This is a genomic window from Microbispora sp. H10670, assembly GCF_014161385.1.
GTDB lineage: Bacteria > Actinomycetota > Actinomycetes > Streptosporangiales > Streptosporangiaceae > Microbispora > Microbispora triticiradicis.
This window is the reverse complement of sequence record NZ_JABBWW010000008.1, coordinates 295,439-310,898: the sequence shown is the minus strand read 5'-3', so window position 1 is coordinate 310,898 and position 15,460 is coordinate 295,439. Positions and strand designations below refer to the sequence as shown.

At 71.7% G+C, this 15,460-nt stretch carries 16 protein-coding genes; 9 read left to right on the top strand and 7 right to left on the bottom strand.

Going from position 1 to position 15,460, the window contains the following annotated elements:
* The first annotated feature begins 21 nt into the window (after window positions 1-21).
* Window positions 22-303, top strand: a complete 282-nt coding sequence (locus HHX33_RS15030) for a metal-sensitive transcriptional regulator (protein WP_111701172.1) — start codon at window positions 22-24, stop codon at window positions 301-303.
* Between the two features lie 106 nt (window positions 304-409).
* Here HHX33_RS15030 and HHX33_RS15025 read toward each other — a convergent pair whose 3' ends face one another.
* Together HHX33_RS15025 and HHX33_RS15020 are read right to left on the bottom strand one after the other, a co-directional pair.
* A complete protein-coding gene (locus HHX33_RS15025; RefSeq protein WP_165900712.1) occupies window positions 410-571 on the bottom strand; it encodes a hypothetical protein in 162 nt (53 codons plus the stop codon).
* A gap of 175 nt (window positions 572-746) precedes the next feature.
* Window positions 747-2,189 carry a hypothetical protein gene (locus HHX33_RS15020; RefSeq protein WP_182875120.1) on the bottom strand — a complete coding sequence of 481 codons (1,443 nt, stop codon included), beginning with the start codon at window positions 2,187-2,189 and terminating at the stop codon, window positions 747-749.
* A 184-nt stretch (window positions 2,190-2,373) separates the two neighbouring features.
* On the opposite strand from HHX33_RS15020, the gene HHX33_RS15015 reads away from it, so the two are divergent.
* A complete protein-coding gene (locus tag HHX33_RS15015; RefSeq protein WP_182875119.1) occupies window positions 2,374-3,618 on the top strand; it encodes a mannosyltransferase family protein in 1,245 nt (414 codons plus the stop codon).
* Window positions 3,619-3,643: 25 nt separating this feature from the next.
* Entirely contained in the window at window positions 3,644-4,621 is a 978-nt protein-coding gene (locus tag HHX33_RS15010) for an endonuclease/exonuclease/phosphatase family protein (RefSeq protein WP_182875118.1), read from the top strand.
* Here the strand turns inward: HHX33_RS15010 and HHX33_RS15005 are convergent.
* Entirely contained in the window at window positions 4,527-5,057 is a 531-nt protein-coding gene (locus HHX33_RS15005; protein WP_111701177.1) for a gamma carbonic anhydrase family protein, read from the bottom strand. The two genes, HHX33_RS15010 and HHX33_RS15005, sit on opposite strands and share 95 nt — an antisense overlap.
* Window positions 5,058-5,214: 157 nt before the next feature.
* Between HHX33_RS15005 and HHX33_RS15000 the strand changes: the two genes are divergently transcribed.
* Window positions 5,215-6,330: a hypothetical protein gene (locus HHX33_RS15000; protein WP_182875117.1), complete on the top strand. Its 1,116-nt coding sequence runs from the start codon at window positions 5,215-5,217 to the stop codon at window positions 6,328-6,330.
* A 69-nt stretch (window positions 6,331-6,399) separates the two neighbouring features.
* Here HHX33_RS15000 and HHX33_RS14995 read toward each other — a convergent pair whose 3' ends face one another.
* Both HHX33_RS14995 and HHX33_RS14990 read right to left on the bottom strand, forming a co-directional pair.
* The gene (locus HHX33_RS14995) at window positions 6,400-6,618 is read right to left on the bottom strand and encodes a hypothetical protein (protein WP_111701178.1); all 219 of its coding nucleotides are present in this window, start codon (window positions 6,616-6,618) and stop codon (window positions 6,400-6,402) included.
* A gap of 127 nt (window positions 6,619-6,745) precedes the next feature.
* On the bottom strand, window positions 6,746-7,483 hold the full coding sequence (locus HHX33_RS14990; RefSeq protein WP_310738245.1) for a GntR family transcriptional regulator: 738 nt from the start codon (window positions 7,481-7,483) through the stop codon (window positions 6,746-6,748).
* 271 nt (window positions 7,484-7,754) lie between these two features.
* On the opposite strand from HHX33_RS14990, the gene kynU reads away from it, so the two are divergent.
* Window positions 7,755-8,999, top strand: a complete 1,245-nt coding sequence (gene kynU, locus HHX33_RS14985; RefSeq protein WP_111701180.1) for a kynureninase — start codon at window positions 7,755-7,757, stop codon at window positions 8,997-8,999.
* Between the two features lie 92 nt (window positions 9,000-9,091).
* On the opposite strand, the gene HHX33_RS14980 is transcribed toward kynU, so the two are convergent.
* Window positions 9,092-9,496, bottom strand: a complete 405-nt coding sequence (locus HHX33_RS14980) for a ClpX C4-type zinc finger protein (protein ID WP_165900714.1) — start codon at window positions 9,494-9,496, stop codon at window positions 9,092-9,094.
* A 76-nt stretch (window positions 9,497-9,572) separates the two neighbouring features.
* Here HHX33_RS14980 and HHX33_RS14975 point away from each other — a divergent pair, with 76 nt between their 5' ends.
* Entirely contained in the window at window positions 9,573-10,022 is a 450-nt protein-coding gene (locus HHX33_RS14975) for a TIGR03668 family PPOX class F420-dependent oxidoreductase (protein WP_182875154.1), read from the top strand.
* Window positions 10,023-10,050: 28 nt separating this feature from the next.
* Here HHX33_RS14975 and HHX33_RS14970 read toward each other — a convergent pair whose 3' ends face one another.
* Window positions 10,051-10,839: an isocitrate lyase/PEP mutase family protein gene (locus tag HHX33_RS14970; protein WP_182875116.1), complete on the bottom strand. Its 789-nt coding sequence runs from the start codon at window positions 10,837-10,839 to the stop codon at window positions 10,051-10,053.
* A gap of 227 nt (window positions 10,840-11,066) precedes the next feature.
* On the opposite strand from HHX33_RS14970, the gene HHX33_RS14965 reads away from it, so the two are divergent.
* The 3 genes from HHX33_RS14965 (at window position 11,067) to HHX33_RS14955 (ending at window position 15,455) form a co-directional block, all read left to right on the top strand.
* A complete protein-coding gene (locus HHX33_RS14965) occupies window positions 11,067-11,702 on the top strand; it encodes a disulfide bond formation protein DsbA (protein ID WP_111701184.1) in 636 nt (211 codons plus the stop codon).
* A gap of 217 nt (window positions 11,703-11,919) precedes the next feature.
* Complete coding sequence (locus HHX33_RS14960) at window positions 11,920-13,104, top strand: ROK family protein (RefSeq protein WP_138461521.1); 1,185 nt, start codon at window positions 11,920-11,922, stop codon at window positions 13,102-13,104.
* A 152-nt stretch (window positions 13,105-13,256) separates the two neighbouring features.
* Entirely contained in the window at window positions 13,257-15,455 is a 2,199-nt protein-coding gene (locus HHX33_RS14955; protein ID WP_182875115.1) for a discoidin domain-containing protein, read from the top strand.
* Window positions 15,456-15,460 lie beyond the last annotated feature (5 nt).

The window sequence follows — 15,460 nt, the reverse complement described above, 5'->3', positions numbered from 1 at the left end:
CGCGCCGGGTATCGTTGAAGGATGCACGGGTACAGCGGGGACAAACAGGCCTACCTCACCCGCCTGCGCCGGATCGAGGGACAGATCCGGGGGCTGCAGCGGATGGTGGACGAAGAGGCCTACTGCATCGACATCCTCACCCAGGTCTCGGCGGCCACCCGCGCCCTTCAGGCGGTGGCCCTCGGCCTGCTGGAGGATCACATCGGCCACTGTGTGGCCGACGCCGTCAAGAGCGGCGGTCCGGAGGCCGACGAGAAGATCAGGGAGGCCTCGGCCGCCATCGCCCGCCTCGTACGGTCCTGAGCGGACCCGGCGGGATCATCAGCTCCTCGGCGGGCCGGCACGGGTCGACGGAGCAAGCCGCCCCGGGCGCATCAGGACGCCCGGGACGGACCATGCTCTCAGTTCTTCAGTGGCTCGCCGAAGTCCGCAACCCGAGCGCGTTGTCGAGCTCTTCCAAGGTCAGCCGGTTCTCCGTGATGTTCACGGCCTCCAGTACCTCGGCGTAGAGCGCGATCTCGTCCAACGCGACACGGTCGTGGACCCGGGAGTCCAGATCGTCGTGCCCCACCGCGTCGTCCTTCCTTCCGCAGCCCACACCCATCACGAGGTTACGTCCGGGTACTCCACCGCGACATGGCCCATCGTGACCATTCCCGACCCGCACCTCGTGTCCCTCGGTGACCATTTCCCCGATTCCGAGATCACGATTCGATGAAAAGGACGGTGATGGAGGGAAGGGATTGCTAAAGCGGAGGTAAGGATGAAATATCCGAATTTGACGTTTCGAACAGCCAGGCCCCGGACTCCTCCAGGTCAGCCCTGTGCTCCGCCCGCGGCTCCTGCGGGCGCGGGTCGTCCCGCTGGTGGATCAGGCACTGGACCACGGCGGCGGGCACCGCGAAGCCCTCGGGCGGCGCGGGCGTGCCGGTCAGCGCGCACCACGCCAGCCCCGTCGCGTACGCGGACCCGAGCAGGGCGGCGGCCGTCGTCCGGTCGGGCGGCAGCAGCGCGGCCGGCAGCACTCCGCCCGCCGGCCAGCACCCCCGCAGCGGGTGGGCGGGATCGGCGAGCGCGAGATAGAGAGCCTGCCGCTGTTCGTCGTCCATCCACGGATACAGGGCGGTGACCACACGCGCGGTGCCGGAGGCCCCGGGGGCCCAGGCGGGCTCCGAGACGCCGCAGACGCCCGCGACGTCCGCGGCGAGCAGCGCGGCCGCCACGGCCCGCGGGTCCATCCCGCGCGAGGCGGTGTAGGCGAGCGCCTCGACCAGGTCGTACAACGTGTGCCGGAAGTGCTCGCCGGGCGCCCACTCGGGGAGCGTCGCGGAGACGAGGTGCGGCGGGCAGCGCGCCAGCCAGGCCTGCCGTACGGCGCCGCCGGGGAGGGCGTGGTGGTCCAGCCAGGGGCTGGCGAGCAGGGGCTCGGCCATCGCGATCAGCGCCTCTGCGCGCGGGCGGAACCGGGCGTCGGCGCGCAGCACGGTGGCGGTCTCGGCCATCAGCCCGGCCAGTCGCAGACCCGCCTGCTGCGCGCCGGAGCGCATCCGCTCCGAGTAGAGGGCCACGAGCGCGTCGAGCGAGCCCAGAGGCAGCCAGCGCACCCAGTCGTCCCCCGGCAGCGGGCGGGCCAGGAACTCCCCGAACATCGAGAGCATGACCTCGTTGCCGTCGAACGCCGGGGCGTACGCGCACCACATGATCGTGCCCCACACGGCGGCCACCGTGCTCGCGACGTCGCGGGCGAAGATCTCCCGGTAGGCGCCGCTCAGCGGGAAGTCCTCCCGGCGCAGCCCACGGTGGGCGAGCAGCAGCGCCCGGAGCCGTTCGGTGATCTCGTGCGGCACGTCCGGGCCGACGAACGCCTGGGTGGACCCGCGGTCGTAGGCGAAGTCGGGCCCGGCCGGGACCAGGGCGGGCGGGATCGCCACGCCCGGCGGGTGCGGCCGGGCGTCGGACCGGATCGCGGGGTGCAGCGGGGGAGCCGAGAGGTGCCAGCGGCCGTCCACCCGGTCGAGCCGGTACCAGCGGGCATGCGCGCCGAAGAGCCACCGGGATCCGTCCGGGGTCAGCAGCGCGCGCTGGGCGAGCGTGTGCGCCCGCGTGAGCGGGGGAAGAAGCGTCCAGCGGGGATCGCCGACGACGGCGCGCACGTCCTGCTCCATCGCCGTGAACCCGTCCCAGTACACCCAGTCATGGTAAATCGCCGGTAAGGGCGCGTGCCGGTGGCAGGTGGCCGGGGGGCCCGCCGGTGAAAGTTTCACCGGCCGCGGCCGGTCGGACCCGGTCCGACGACTTTTTTGACCGTCTGACGACAAAACCCGGCATGCTTACCTTGGCAGGGACTGTCCATGACGTATTGCATAGGTGCTCGTGACTGAGATCCAGCAGGCCGGGGCCGACCGGGAGCAGGGCGTTGTCGAGGAATCGGCGAAGGGGACGCCCGTGGACGTTCCGGATGGCACCGCGACCGGTGAGCAGACGGAGGGACCGCGCTCGGAGCGGGAGAGCCGCGGATGGCGGTGGCCCGGCCGCCCCGGTGACGCCACGGCTCTGCTGATCTGGTTCTTCTGGCACATCGGGACCTACATCTACATGGTCCTCGCGGCCCCGGGACGCACCGAGGCGCCGCTGCTCGACCGGCTCACGCCCTGGGACGCCGAGAACTTCATCGCCATCGCGCAGTACGGCTACGACGGCACGCCGGGCATGCCGGACGCGCCGAAGCTGGTGGCGTTCTTCCCTGGCCTGCCGATGTTCCTGCGGTCGCTGCACCTGGTCATCCCGAACTGGGACCTGGCGATCGTGCTGGTGTCGTTCGTCGCGAGCGCCGTCGTCGCGGTGGCCCTGCACCGGCTGGGCGAGTCGTACCGCGAGGGCAGCGGCACCTGGGTGGTGCTGGCCTTCTTCCTCAGCCCGTTCGCCACGTTCCTGCTGGCCGGATACTCCGAGGCGCCCTTCCTCGCGCTGGCCGTCCCGGCCTGGCTGCTGGCCCGCAACGGCAGGTGGGAGTCGGCGGCCCTGTGCGCCGCCTTCGCCGCGTCGGTGCGCATCTCCGGTCTCTTCCTGGCCGCGGGCCTCGCGGTGATGTTCCTCTTCTCCGCGAACGGCCTGCGCTCGACCGGGTGGCGGACTGCTCCCTGGATGGTCGTCCCGGGCCTGCCGGTGCTGGCGTACATGCTCTATCTGTGGCACCGCACCGGCGACCTGATGGCCTGGAAGGCGGCGGAGGCGCAGTACTGGGGGCGTTACCCCGAGGCGCCCTGGACCGCGTTCATCAACACCTGGAACAGGTCGATCGACGAGCCCATCCTCACCACGGCGTACCGTGAGGACATCATCGCCGGGCTCGTGCTGGTCGTCCTGATCCTCTGGATGCTGGTCCGGCGGAACTGGGCCGACGTCGCCTATCTGGCGCCACAGGCGGTGGCGCTGCTCGCCATGTCGTCGTTCTACATGTCGATCGGGCGCGCCTCGCTGCTGTGGTGGCCGCTCTACGTCACGGTGGGCGTGGCCGGGAGCAGGAAGCCGTGGGTGATGATGGCCTACCTGGCGGTCGCTGCGCCAGTCATGGCAATCAATGTCGGAAATTTCACCACAGGTGCGTGGACGGGTTGATCGGCGCTAAGTAGCTTCCTCCCGTATGGGGGCGTTTGTGGCAGGAGTGGCGATTGCCGGGGTTGTGGTGGCCGGTCTTCCGGCGCCCGCCGACACCTACCGGGTGAACGTCCTCACCTACAACGTCTGCGCGGCCGGCAACCGGGCCGGCACCTGCGTACGCGACCTGACGCCGCGGCATCGACGGACCTGGGCCGGACAGGTCTCCGCACTGATCCGTTCGAGAGACGTGGATGTCGCCTCCTTCACCGAGATGTGCTACGCCCAGGTGGGTCTCCTGCGTCGTGAGCTGCCCGGATACCACCTCGTCTGGTACGGCTACGCCAGGGGCGGCGGGCCGGGCCGCGAGGACCGGTGCCGGACGCTCTGGCGCGACCTCACCCCGCACACGGCCCCGCCCGACGGCAGGACCTTCGGCGTGGCGCTGGCGCTGAAGAACGGCACGCAGGGCCAACCGCTGCGGCGGCTGCTGCGCGCCGACCACGCTCCGGCCGCCCCCGGCGAGACGGTCCACCCGCGCGGCCTGCTGTGCGCCAGGGGTGACGTCGGCCCGCGCCGTTCGGTCTGCTGCGTGACCCACATCTCGGGCACCGAGACGCCGCGGCAGGTCACCGGGCTGGTGGCGGGGTACGCCGGCGGCGCCCCGGTGATCCTCACCGGCGACTTCAACCGCGAGCCCGGCGACCCCCAGCTCACCGGCGTGTACGGCATGGGCCTGGGCGACGGCGGCTACACCGAGGCGGACGCCCCGGCCTGCGGGTCCGTACGCCGGGGCGGCGACCCCACGACCCGCGGCGGCCGGAAGATCGACTACATCTTCGCCAGCGAGGCCGACTACCGCCCGGGCGGCGCCAAGGTCGTCAGGACCGACCCCGAGCTCTCGGACCACCTGGCGCTGGCCGGCACGCTCATCGGGACCGAACCGAGGCCGCGGCGTGACGGCGGGCCTTGGCGAGGTAGTTGTCCGGCGTCCGCGCGAAGGAGGCGCGGTCGTCGTCGGTGAGCTCGCGGACCACCCGCCCCGGCACGCCCGCGACCAGCACGCCGGCCGGGATCCGCCGTCCGGGCGGCACCACGGTCCCCGCGGCGACGAGGGACCCGGCCCCGACGACCGCTCCGCCGAGCACGACCGCGCCGATGCCCACCAGCGCGCCCGCCTCCACGTGCGCGCCGTGCACCATCGCCCGATGGCCGAGGCTCACCCGGTCGTCCAGGATCACCGGCTCGCCGGGGTCGGCGTGCAGGCAGCACAGGTCCTGGACGTTGACCTCGTCGCCGACGTCGATCCGCTCGTCGTCGCCGCGCAGCACCGAGCCGTACCAGACGTTCGCGCCGCGTCCGAGCCGCACCCTCCCGACGACCACCGCCCCCGGGGCCACCCACGCCTCGGGATGGATGATCGGCGTCGCGTCGTCGTCCAGCTCGGCTATGTACGGCATGCCACGATGATCGCATGGGCTCTCCGGCGGGCTCGACGGGGCGCTCCGCGCTTTTCCCCGTCCGGCTGCCGCGTTCAGGTTGCGATGTGCGGCGGATAGCAGGAAAGTCGTGTCCTGGCGTGCGTTACCGTCGTTGTCTCCGACCCCAGGGCTTCTTATGACGAACCAGACCGACAACTTCCCCGACCTGATGAGCGACGACTCGTTCGAAGTCGTGATGCGTGGATACAGCCGCAGGCAGGTCCACGACTACATGGTCCGAACCCGCAACCAGATCCGGGACCTGGAGGAACGGCTCGCGCGTACGATCGACCAGGCCGAGCAGAGCCGCCTCGAACTGGCCGAGGCGCGGCGCAAGATGACCGAGTCGCCGCAGAACCCCGACGAGCTGGGCGAGCGGCTGAGCCAGATCCTCAAGCTGGCGCAGGAGGAGGCGGCGGCCAACAAGGAGGCCTCCGAGGCGGAGGCCAGGAGGCTGCGGGACGGCGCGGCGGCGGAGGCCGAGCGGCTGGTGACGTCCGCGCGTGAGCAGGCCGACGCGATCAGGTCCGCCGCCCAGGACGAGGCCGAGCGCCGGGTCGCCGACGCCACCGCCACGTCGGAGCGGCTGCTGGCGCAGGCAGGCGCGGACGCCGACGAGACGCTGACCACGGCCCGCGCCGAGGCCGAGGAGACCCTGCGCTCCGCCCGCGCCGAGTCGGAGGCCCAGCTCACGGCCGCCCGGACGGAGTCGGAGCGGCTGCTGGTCGAGGCGCGCGGGCAGGCCGAGGCCATGCTGGCGGCGGCGCAGCAGCGGGTGAACGCGCTGGACGAGCACACCGGCCGCCGGGTGGCCTACCTGACCGACACCCACACGGAGGTCGTCCGCCGGCTCAACGAGATCGGCTCGGTGCTCGGCGACCTGATGCACCGCGAGTCGATGGCCGGCCCGCTGGTGGACGAGGCCACCGTGCTGCCGCCCGGGCCGCAGGCCCAGGCTCTCGGCGCGGGCGACCTCACGTCGCAGCCCCGGGAGATCGCCGCGCCGGTCGGTGCGGAGCCGCCCGCCGCGTCCGGGGCCGGGATCCACGCGGCCGAGGGCGACGAGGAGGAGGCCGTCCTGGTCGTGGACGCCGGACGCGCCGAGCAGCAGGACCACGCCGACCACGGGCACGCCGAACCCGGTCACGCGGAGATGGGGCACGACCTCGCGGCGTCGCCGGAGGACACCGACGTCGACCTCGGTCGTGTCCGCCGCACCACCCCCGACGAGGAGCCGGTCGCCGGCAAGTGAGCCGCGGAACGCGCGCTGATCTTTGGTAGCGGAAGCCCCCGCCCCCGATCGGGTCGGGGGCTTCCGCGCTCATGGATCGGCGGCGGCGTCGCACTCCTCCTGCTCCCGCAACTGCTCGCGCAGCCCGTCGGGTTCGTCGGCGTCGACGGTCATCGCGCATCCGGCCGCCCGCTGGGCCGAAGTGAGCGGCCGGTGCCGGGTGGCCCACCACCGGCCGGCGTCACTCCGCCAGATCGTCCACTCCGGGAACTCCCGAGCGATCTCGGCAAGGCGTCGGTCAAAGGACACCCGTCCACCTTCCCTCGCCGTAGGCCCGGTGTTCTTGACGTCTCTTTCTTCAAGGTGCGGGACTTCTCTAGAGAAATCAATGATCGGGATGGACAGGTCAACCTATCTGCGGACTTGTCCGCTTGACCTATGCGTCGAAGTCGTACTGGAGTACATAAGACGCCGCGTCGAGCGTCATCTCGTTGACCTCCACCGCCACCCCTCCTTCCGCGAAGGCGACGCGGGTGACGGAGATGACCGGCGTGCCGGCCGGGAGGTTCAGCAGTTCGGTCTCCCCGGGCAGCGGCATCCGCGCCCGCACCTCCTCACTGAAGTGGACCGGGGCGTGGCCGAGGTCACCCAGGCGGGCGTACACCCCTCCGGGCCCGGTGTCGGGCAGGACGACCGCCGTGCCCTCCACGAGATCGGCGGGAAAACAGGACGCCGCGAGCTGCACCGGCCGGCCGTCCACCGAGTAACGGCGGCGGCGCACCCACACCTCTTCGACGCCGAGCACGCGGGCGACCTGCTCGCTCGCGGTCTCGCGCACGATCCGCAGCTCGTCCACCGTGTACGAACGGCCACGGGTGTCGGAGTCCCAGATGGCCAGGCCCTGGGCCCACTGCTCGCGCGAGAGCCGGCGGGACCCATGGCGGCGGATCGGACGGAACAGGCGCACGTACACGCCCGATCCTCGCTTCGGCACGGCGAGCCCTTCGTTGATCAGTACGGCGAGCGCCTGCCGCGCCGTGGCCCGTGCGATGCCGTACTCGTTCATGAGCGCGTTTTCGCCCGGTAGCCGGTCCCCATCACCGAGCGCGCCGGACAGGATCTGATCGCGCAGCCTGCCGGCGATGCGTCGATAGATCGGGGACTCATGATGCACCGGGGATTCCGTCACGTTTGATCACCCTCTGTCACCAACGGGGGATTGGCGTCTCCAGAGAACTTGCCCCGTCTTGTCCACGATCGCACAGAGTCTTGGGTGCGTCTTGTGCTTACTTTGCGCTGATAGTGCCGCTGTGGTGATCTCTGGGGTTTATAGCCGTCCGCATTCGGTGGAACGGTCCTCTCCGGTATGGCTCCGCTGTCCACGCTGTGTCATCACATGCTCTACAAGATCGGATATTTCGGGACATAATGCGGAGAAGGAGGAGATGCCGATGGGTGTCAGTCGTGCCGAATGCCAGGATCTCGACGCCAAGGACCCGCTGAGAGGTTTCCGGGAAGAGTTCTCGCTTCCTCCCGGGGTCGTCTACCTGCTGGGCAACTCGCTCGGCGCGCTGCCCCGGCACACGCCGGAGCGGGTGGCCCGCACCGTCGAGACCGAGTGGGGCAGGCATCTCGGGGCCAGCTGGAACACGGCCGGCTGGTGGGACATGCCGCAGAGCACCGGCGACCGGATCGCGCCCCTGATCGGCGCGGGTCCCGGCGAGGTGCTGGCGGGCGACTCCACCTCGGTGAACATCTTCAAGGTGGTCACGGCCGCCCTGCCGCTGCGCCCTGAGCGCCGCGTGATCGTCTCCGATCTCGACAACTTCCCCACCGACCGGTACGTCGTGGAGGGCGCCGCCCGGGCGCTCGGCTCGTACGAGATCCGTGACATCGGGGAGCGGGGCCGGTCGCTCGCGGACGCCCTCGACGACGGCGTCGCGCTCGTGCTGCTCTCGCAGGTCGACTACCGGACCGGCGCGGCCCGGGACATGGCGGCGGTGACGGAACAGGTCCAGGCGGCCGGCGCGCTGATGGTCTGGGACCTGTGCCACAGCGCCGGGGCGATGCCGGTGCGGGTGGGCGAGGCGGACTTCGCGGTCGGCTGCACCTACAAGTACCTCAACGGCGGTCCGGGCGCGCCCGCCTACCTGTACGTCGCGCCGCGCCACCAGGACGACGTCCGCAACCCGCTGTCGGGCTGGCACGGCCACGCCGCGCCGTTCGACTTCGAATCGCACTACCGTCCCGCCCCCGGCGTGCGCAGGTTCGCCACCGGCAGCCCGCCGATCCTCTCGTACGCCGCGCTGAACGCGTCGCTCGACATCTGGGAGCGGGTGGACCTGTCGGAGGTGAGGGCCAAGAGCCTGGCCCTCACCTCGCTGTTCATCGACCTGCTCGACGATCTGGTCGCCCCGGGGCTCGGGCTCGCCCTGGCCACTCCCCGCGACCCGGAGCGGCGGGGCAGCCAGGTCAGCTACCGCCATCCCCACGGCTATCCGGTGGTGCGGGCGCTCGCGGACCGGGGCGTGATCGGCGACTACCGCGAGCCCGACTTCGTCCGCTTCGGCTTCGCGCCGCTGTACCTGCGCCACGTGGACGTGTACGACGCCGCGACCGCGCTGGCCGAGGTGCTCGGCGAGGAACGGTGGCGGGACGAGCGCTACGCCCGGCGGCTCACCGTCACCTGACGGAACAGCTTGGCGGTGGGGCCGCCGGGCCGCGCTCGCGTGGTCACGCGTACGTGCACCGGCGCGTAAGGCGGGGTCGCCGGGCGGCGGCGTCAGCGGCGGCGGGCCAGCCCGGCGACGATGTCGCCCGCCAGCGCCACGCACTTGTCGCAGATGCGCCCGCCCTCGCCGTGCACCATGTGGACCCGTGGCCCCGGCGGCCTCCGGCAGAAGGAGCAGGCGGCCTCGCGCTTCTTGCGGCGGTTGACCAGGTGCCGGTGGGCGAAGGCGGGGGTGAAGCGCCTGCGCGCGGACCGGCGGACGTAGCCCAGCCGCTCGCCGATCGCGGTCCAGGACGCGCCGGCCTCCCGGGCGCGGCGTACGGCGAGGTCGAGCAGGGCGTCGGCCTCGCCGCCCGGTTCGCCGCACAGCACGATCGCGGCGGACAGCACTTCCAGGGGATCTTCGGGGTCGGTTGCGCGCGAGCGGGCCCGCTCGAGTAACTCAGATGCCTCCATGGCGCACACCATAAGCCGCCTCCTGGAGACGATCAACCGCGCCGGCGGAGCGACGCCGTAGCCTGGACGGGTGAGGATGCCCGAGAGCCGGGCCCGCGAGTTGTTCGCGGCGGCAAGGGTGGCCCGCCTCGCGACCGCCGGGGCGGAGGGGGCACCGCGGCTCGTCCCGGTGACGTTCGCCACGGCGTACGACGGCGGGCACGATCCCGAGGCGACCGGTTCCCGGGACCTGGTGGTGACGGCCGTGGACCACAAGCCGAAGAGCACCACGTTCCTGCGGCGCCTGCGCGACATCCGTGACGAGCCCCGCGTCTGCCTGCTCGCCGACCACTACGAGGAGGACTGGGAGCGGCTGTGGTGGGTGCGGGCCGACGGGCGGGCCCGCGTCGTCGAGGACGGACCCGAACGCGACCAGGCGGCGGCGTGGCTCGCCGCGAAGTACGCCCAGTATCGCGAACGTCCTCCGGCCGGGCCCGCGATCCTCGTCGAGATCGACCGCTGGTCGGGCTGGTCGTACGCCGGGTGAGCGGGACCGCCGGGTGAGATGAGCCGGATCAGCCGGACGGGAAGGGGTCGTCGCCCCGCGCGATCGCGCCGAGCATGCGGGCCGCGAACTCCTGGGCCGCGCTGTGGACGCCCGACCCGAAGCTGATCCGGGCCACGCCGAGGGCCGCGAGATCACGGATGGCGGGCATGCCCGGCCGGAAGAGCACGTTGACGGGCCCCCCGATCTCCCGCACCAGCGCGCGGATCACCTCGGGGTCGCCCGCGAGGATCGGGTAGACGCAGTCGGCGCCGGCCTCCAGGTAACGGCGGCCGCGGTCGATCGCCTCGGCCAGCCTCTCCTCCGGCGACCCGGAACCGTGGAGGAAGGTGTCGACCCGAGCGTTGATCACCAGGTCGACACCGGCCTCGGCGGCCGCCGCGCGTACGGCGGCCAGGAACCGGGCCTGCTCGGCCGCGCCGATCAGGGACCCGGTCGCGGGGTCGGAGTCCTCCAGGTTGCAGCCCACGGCGCCCGCCGCGGCCAGCCGCCGGACCAGCTGCGCCGGATCGAGGCCGTAACCGCGCTCGACGTCGGCGGTGACGGGGACGGACACGACGCGGGTGATGCGGGCCACGGCGGCGAGCATCTCGTCGACCGGGGTGTCCTGCCCGTCCTCGTAGCCCAGGGCCGCGGCGACCGCCGCGCTGCCGGTGGCGACGGCGGGGAACCCGGCCGCCACGACGGCCCGCGCCGACGCGGCGTCCCAGGCGTTGGGCAGTACGACGGGGTCGCCGGGCACGTGGAGCGCCCGCAGCGCCACCGCCTTGCGGTTGGTCGCCACGCTGTCGTGAGCCATGAGGACACCTTAGAGACCCCGGCCGACATTCCCCGGCGGCCCCCCGGACGTCCACGCCGGATCCGCTGGATCCGCCGGATCCGCCGGATCTCGGTAATGCCTGCCGGGAATGAGGGCGGACGCCCGGAGGTTTCAGGGGTCGGGGCGCGTGTCCGTGTCCGTCCCACCTGTGGATACGCTCGCGAAGCCCCCCGATCCTCCGTCAACCTCTTCAGGGGAGTCCGTCCATGAGTGCAACCGGCCAGGCAGGCACCGACAGCCGTCCCAAGGTGGATTTCTACTTCGACCCCATCTGCCCCTTCGCGTGGATCACGTCACGGTGGATCCTCGAGGTCGAGAAGCACCGGGACATCGACCTGCGGTTCCGGGTGATGAGCCTCTCCGTGCTGAACGAGGGCAGGGACGAGCTGCCCGAGACCTACCGCGAGCTGCTCGGCCGCGGGTGGGGCCCGGTGCGGGTGTGCATCGCCGCCGCCGAGCGGCACGGCGAGGGCGTGCTGCGCGACCTCTACACCGCGTTGGGCACCCGCATCCACAACCAGGGCAACGACGACTACGAGCTCGTCGTCAAGGAGGCGCTCGCCGAACTCGGGCTGCCCGCCGAGCTGGCCGAGGCCGCCGGCTCCGACGAGTACGACGAGGCCCTGCGGCGCAGCCACCACGAGGGCATGGACCCGGTCGGCGACGAGGTGGGCACGCCCACGATCCACATCGACGGCGTGGCGTTCTTCGGCCCGGTGATGACCCGCATCCCGCGCGGCGAGGAGGCCGTGCGCGTCTTCGACGGCGCCTACGACATGGCGCGGTTCCCGTACTTCTACGAGCTGAAGCGCAGCCGCACCACCAAGCCGCAGTTCGACTGACCCGGCGACGGGCTCCGGACGGTTCCACGGCGGCTCCCGGCGGGCCGCCGGGAGCCGTTCCGGTCTTCTTCGTTCAGGCCGTGAAAGAAGGCGATTGGCGACACGCCGTCGTAACGGCGGGGCAACCGGCGGCTGCGACAGTGAAGGGCGTAAGAGGGCGCGGCCGCTTGTTTTCGCACCTGAACTAAGATGACCCCTGACGACGGGGAGGTCGGTCATGGCGAGGCCCGAGCGCAGGACGGTGCGGGACATCCGCAGAGGCAACCGGGCCGTGCTGCTGCACACGCTCTACTTCTCCGGGCCTACCAGCCGCAACGACCTCACCGCGCGCACGGGTCTGAGCGCCGCGACGGTCAGCACGATGACCGCCGGCCTCCTGGCCGAGAACATCGTGGTCGAGGCGGGACAGGTGGAGTCCGACGGCGGCCGTCCCCGGGTCCTGCTGCGGGTCAACCCGGAGTACGGCTTCGCCGTGGGCGTCGACATGGCCGAGACGCACGTCAGGGTCGGGTTGTTCGACCTGGAGATGACCGAGCGGGCCAAGGTCGACTACGTGCTGCGGCCGGCCAGGCACGACCCCGAACTGGTCGCCCGGCACATCCTGTCGGGGGTCGAGGTCGTGCTCTCCGACGCGGGTGTCTCCCCCGAGCAGGTGCTCGGAATCGGCGTGGGCGTCCCCGGCATCGTGGAGCCCGGTCCCGACGGGGTCATCCACGCCAAGACCTTCGGCTGGGACGGCGTACCCCTCGGCGCGCTGCTGCGCCGCGGCACCTCGCTCCCGCTGTACGTGGACAACGGCGCCAAGACGCTGGGCCAGGCCGAGCTGTGGTTCGGCTCCGGCCGGGGAGCCTCCGAAGCGGTGATCGTGCTGCTCGGGGTGGGAGTGGGCGCGACGATCGTGGCCGACGGCACCACCTTCAGAGGGGTGAGCAGCAGCGCGGGGGAGTGGGGGCACACCAAGATCGTGGCCGACGGCCGGCCCTGCCGCTGCGGCGGGCGCGGGTGCCTTGAGGCGTACGTCGGGATCGAGGCGATCCTCGACCGGGCGGGTGTCGCCTCCCAGGGCGACTGGGAGGAGGACCTCGACCGCCTGCTCGCCTCGGAGTCCCCGGTGATCCAGGAGACCGTCTCCTATCTCGGCGTGGGCCTGGCCAACCTGGTCAACCTGATCAACCCCGAGAAGATCGTGATCGGCGGCTGGGTCGGCGCCCGCCTCGGCGAGCGCCTGCTGCCCGGCATCCGCCGCGCCACGGCCGCCAACTCGCTGGCCGAGCCGTACGCCGCGACGTCGATCGTCCTGGGCCGTCTCGGCCCCGACGCCGTCGCGCTGGGCGCCGCCACGCTCGTGCTGGAGGAGTTCCTCAACGCGCCCCAGGTGGCCAGGATCACCGCCGCGGGCTGACTCGCTGTGGAGGGTGACCGCTGATGAAGCAACGGCAGATATTTCTAGCTGTGAAATAAGTCTTGACATAAGCAGCGCGCGGACGGACGCTCAGGCCGCCGAACCTCTCCATCCCCCAGGTCCCCCGCCGGGGGGCTCCCGAAGGAGACCGCATGCCTCCCTCCTCCCGCCTTCGGCCGCGCACCCGGCGCCGGCGCGCCGGTCTCGTCACCGCCGGTCTCGCCGCGCTGTCCACGTTCGCCGCGGTGACCGGTGTCCTCCCCGCCTCCTACGGCGCCGCGGCGGCCGTGTGCGGCACGGCGAACGCGGCCCAGGGCCGGCCGTCCTCGGCCTCCTCGACGGAGAACGCGGGCACGCCGGCCTCGGCCGCCTTCGACGGCGCCACGGGCACCCGCTGGTCGAGCGCGTTCAGCGACCCCCAGTGGATCCAGGTCGACCTCGGCGACTCCCGGCAGATCTGCCGGGTGGCCCTGAACTGGGAGACCGCCCGTGCCCAGACGTTCAAGATCCAGGTCTCGGCCGACGGCTCGACCTGGACGGACGCCACCGCGACCGTCACCGGCGCGGCCGGCACGCAGACGCTCGACCTCGCGGCCACCGGCCGCTACGTGCGGATGTACGGCCTCACCCGCGCCACCCAGTACGGCTACTCGCTCTGGGAGTTCGGGGTCAACGTCGTCACCGACGGCGGCACCCTTCCCGGGGGCGGTGACCTCGGGCCGAACGTGCGGGTCTTCGACCCGTCGATGTCCGCCGCGAGCATCCAGAGCACGCTCGACACGATCTTCAGGCAGCAGGAGTCGAACCAGTTCGGCGGCCAGCGGTACGCCTTGCTGTTCAAGCCCGGCACCTACAGCGGCCTCAACGCCCAGATCGGCTTCTACACCTCCATCTCCGGTCTCGGCCAGTCGCCCGACAACGTCACGATCAACGGGGACATCACCGTCGACGCGGGCTGGTTCAACGGCAACGCCACCCAGAACTTCTGGCGCTCGGCCGAGAACCTCGCCGTCGTGCCGGTGAACGGCACCGACCGCTGGGCGGTGGCCCAGGCCGCGCCGTTCCGGCGGATCCACGTCCGCGGCGGGCTGAACCTCGCGCCCAACGGGTACGGCTGGGCCAGCGGCGGCTACATCGCCGACAGCAAGATCGACGGGACGGTCGGGCCGTACTCCCAGCAGCAGTGGTTCACCCGTGACAGCAGCATCGGCGGCTGGACCAACGGGGTCTGGAACATGGTGTTCTCCGGCGTCGTCGGCGCTCCCGCGCAGAGCTTCCCGAACCCGCCGTACACCACCCTGGCGCAGAGCCCCGTCACGCGCGAGAAGCCCTACCTGTACGTCGACCAGGGCGGCGCCTACCGGGTGTTCGTCCCGTCCCTGCGCACCAACTCCAGCGGCGCGAGCTGGGCGAACGGCGCGACCCCCGGCACGTCGATCCCGCTCACGCAGTTCTACGTCGCCAAGCCGTCCGACGGCGCGGCCACGCTCAACCAGGCGCTGGCCCAGGGCCTCAACCTGCTGTTCACGCCCGGTGTCTACCACCTCAGCCAGACGCTCAACGTGACCCGGCCGGACACGGTGGTGCTCGGGCTCGGCTACGCGACCCTGATCCCGGACGGCGGCGTCGTCGCGATGAACGTCGCGGACGTCGACGGCGTGAAGCTCGCCGGGCTGCTGTTCGACGCCGGCACGGTCAACTCGCCGGTGCTGCTGCGGGTCGGGCCCGACGGCGCCACGGCGAGTCACGCGGGCAACCCGATCTCGATCCAGGACGTGTTCTTCCGCATCGGTGGCGCGGGCCCCGGCTCGGCCACGACCAGCCTCGTCGTGAACAGCGACAACACGATCATCGACCACATCTGGGCGTGGCGGGCCGACCACGGCGCGGGCGTCGGCTGGAACACCAACCCGGCCGACACCGGCCTGATCGTCAACGGCGACAACGTCACGGCGTACGGCCTGTTCGTCGAGCACTACAAGAAGTACGAGGTGATCTGGAACGGCCAGGGCGGCTGGACCATCTTCTTCCAGAACGAACTGCCGTACGACCCGCCGAACCAGGCGTCCTGGATGAACGGTTCGACCCGTGGCTACGCCGCCTACAAGGTGGCCGACTCGGTGACCACCCACGAGGCCTGGGGCATGGGCAGCTACTGCAACTTCAGCACCGATCCCTCGGTCGTGGCCGAGCGCGGCTTCGAGGCCCCGACCCGGTCCACCGTGAAGTTCCACGACCTGCTCACCGTGTCGCTGGGCGGCGTCGGGACGATCGCCCACGTGATCAACAACACGGGCGGTGCGGCCCAGGGCACGGCCACCGTGCCGGTCAACGTGGTCAGCTACCCCTGATCACC

What these genes read in the sequence shown, in the direction of transcription:
- HHX33_RS14980 (WP_165900714.1), bottom strand. Translation starts at nt 9,496, where the DNA reads ATGGAGGCATCTGAGTTACTCGAGCGGGCCCGCTCGCGCGCAACCGAC.
- HHX33_RS14970 (WP_182875116.1), bottom strand. Translation starts at nt 10,839, where the DNA reads ATGGCTCACGACAGCGTGGCGACCAACCGCAAGGCGGTGGCGCTGCGG.
- HHX33_RS14975 (WP_182875154.1), top strand. Translation starts at nt 9,573, where the DNA reads ATGCCCGAGAGCCGGGCCCGCGAGTTGTTCGCGGCGGCAAGGGTGGCC.
- HHX33_RS15005 (WP_111701177.1), bottom strand. Translation starts at nt 5,057, where the DNA reads ATGCCGTACATAGCCGAGCTGGACGACGACGCGACGCCGATCATCCAT.
- HHX33_RS14960 (WP_138461521.1), top strand. Translation starts at nt 11,920, where the DNA reads ATGGCGAGGCCCGAGCGCAGGACGGTGCGGGACATCCGCAGAGGCAAC.
- HHX33_RS14955 (WP_182875115.1), top strand. Translation starts at nt 13,257, where the DNA reads ATGCCTCCCTCCTCCCGCCTTCGGCCGCGCACCCGGCGCCGGCGCGCC.
- kynU (WP_111701180.1), top strand. Translation starts at nt 7,755, where the DNA reads ATGCCGATGGGTGTCAGTCGTGCCGAATGCCAGGATCTCGACGCCAAG.
- HHX33_RS14965 (WP_111701184.1), top strand. Translation starts at nt 11,067, where the DNA reads ATGAGTGCAACCGGCCAGGCAGGCACCGACAGCCGTCCCAAGGTGGAT.
- HHX33_RS15000 (WP_182875117.1), top strand. Translation starts at nt 5,215, where the DNA reads ATGACGAACCAGACCGACAACTTCCCCGACCTGATGAGCGACGACTCG.
- HHX33_RS15030 (WP_111701172.1), top strand. Translation starts at nt 22, where the DNA reads ATGCACGGGTACAGCGGGGACAAACAGGCCTACCTCACCCGCCTGCGC.
- HHX33_RS15010 (WP_182875118.1), top strand. Translation starts at nt 3,644, where the DNA reads ATGGGGGCGTTTGTGGCAGGAGTGGCGATTGCCGGGGTTGTGGTGGCC.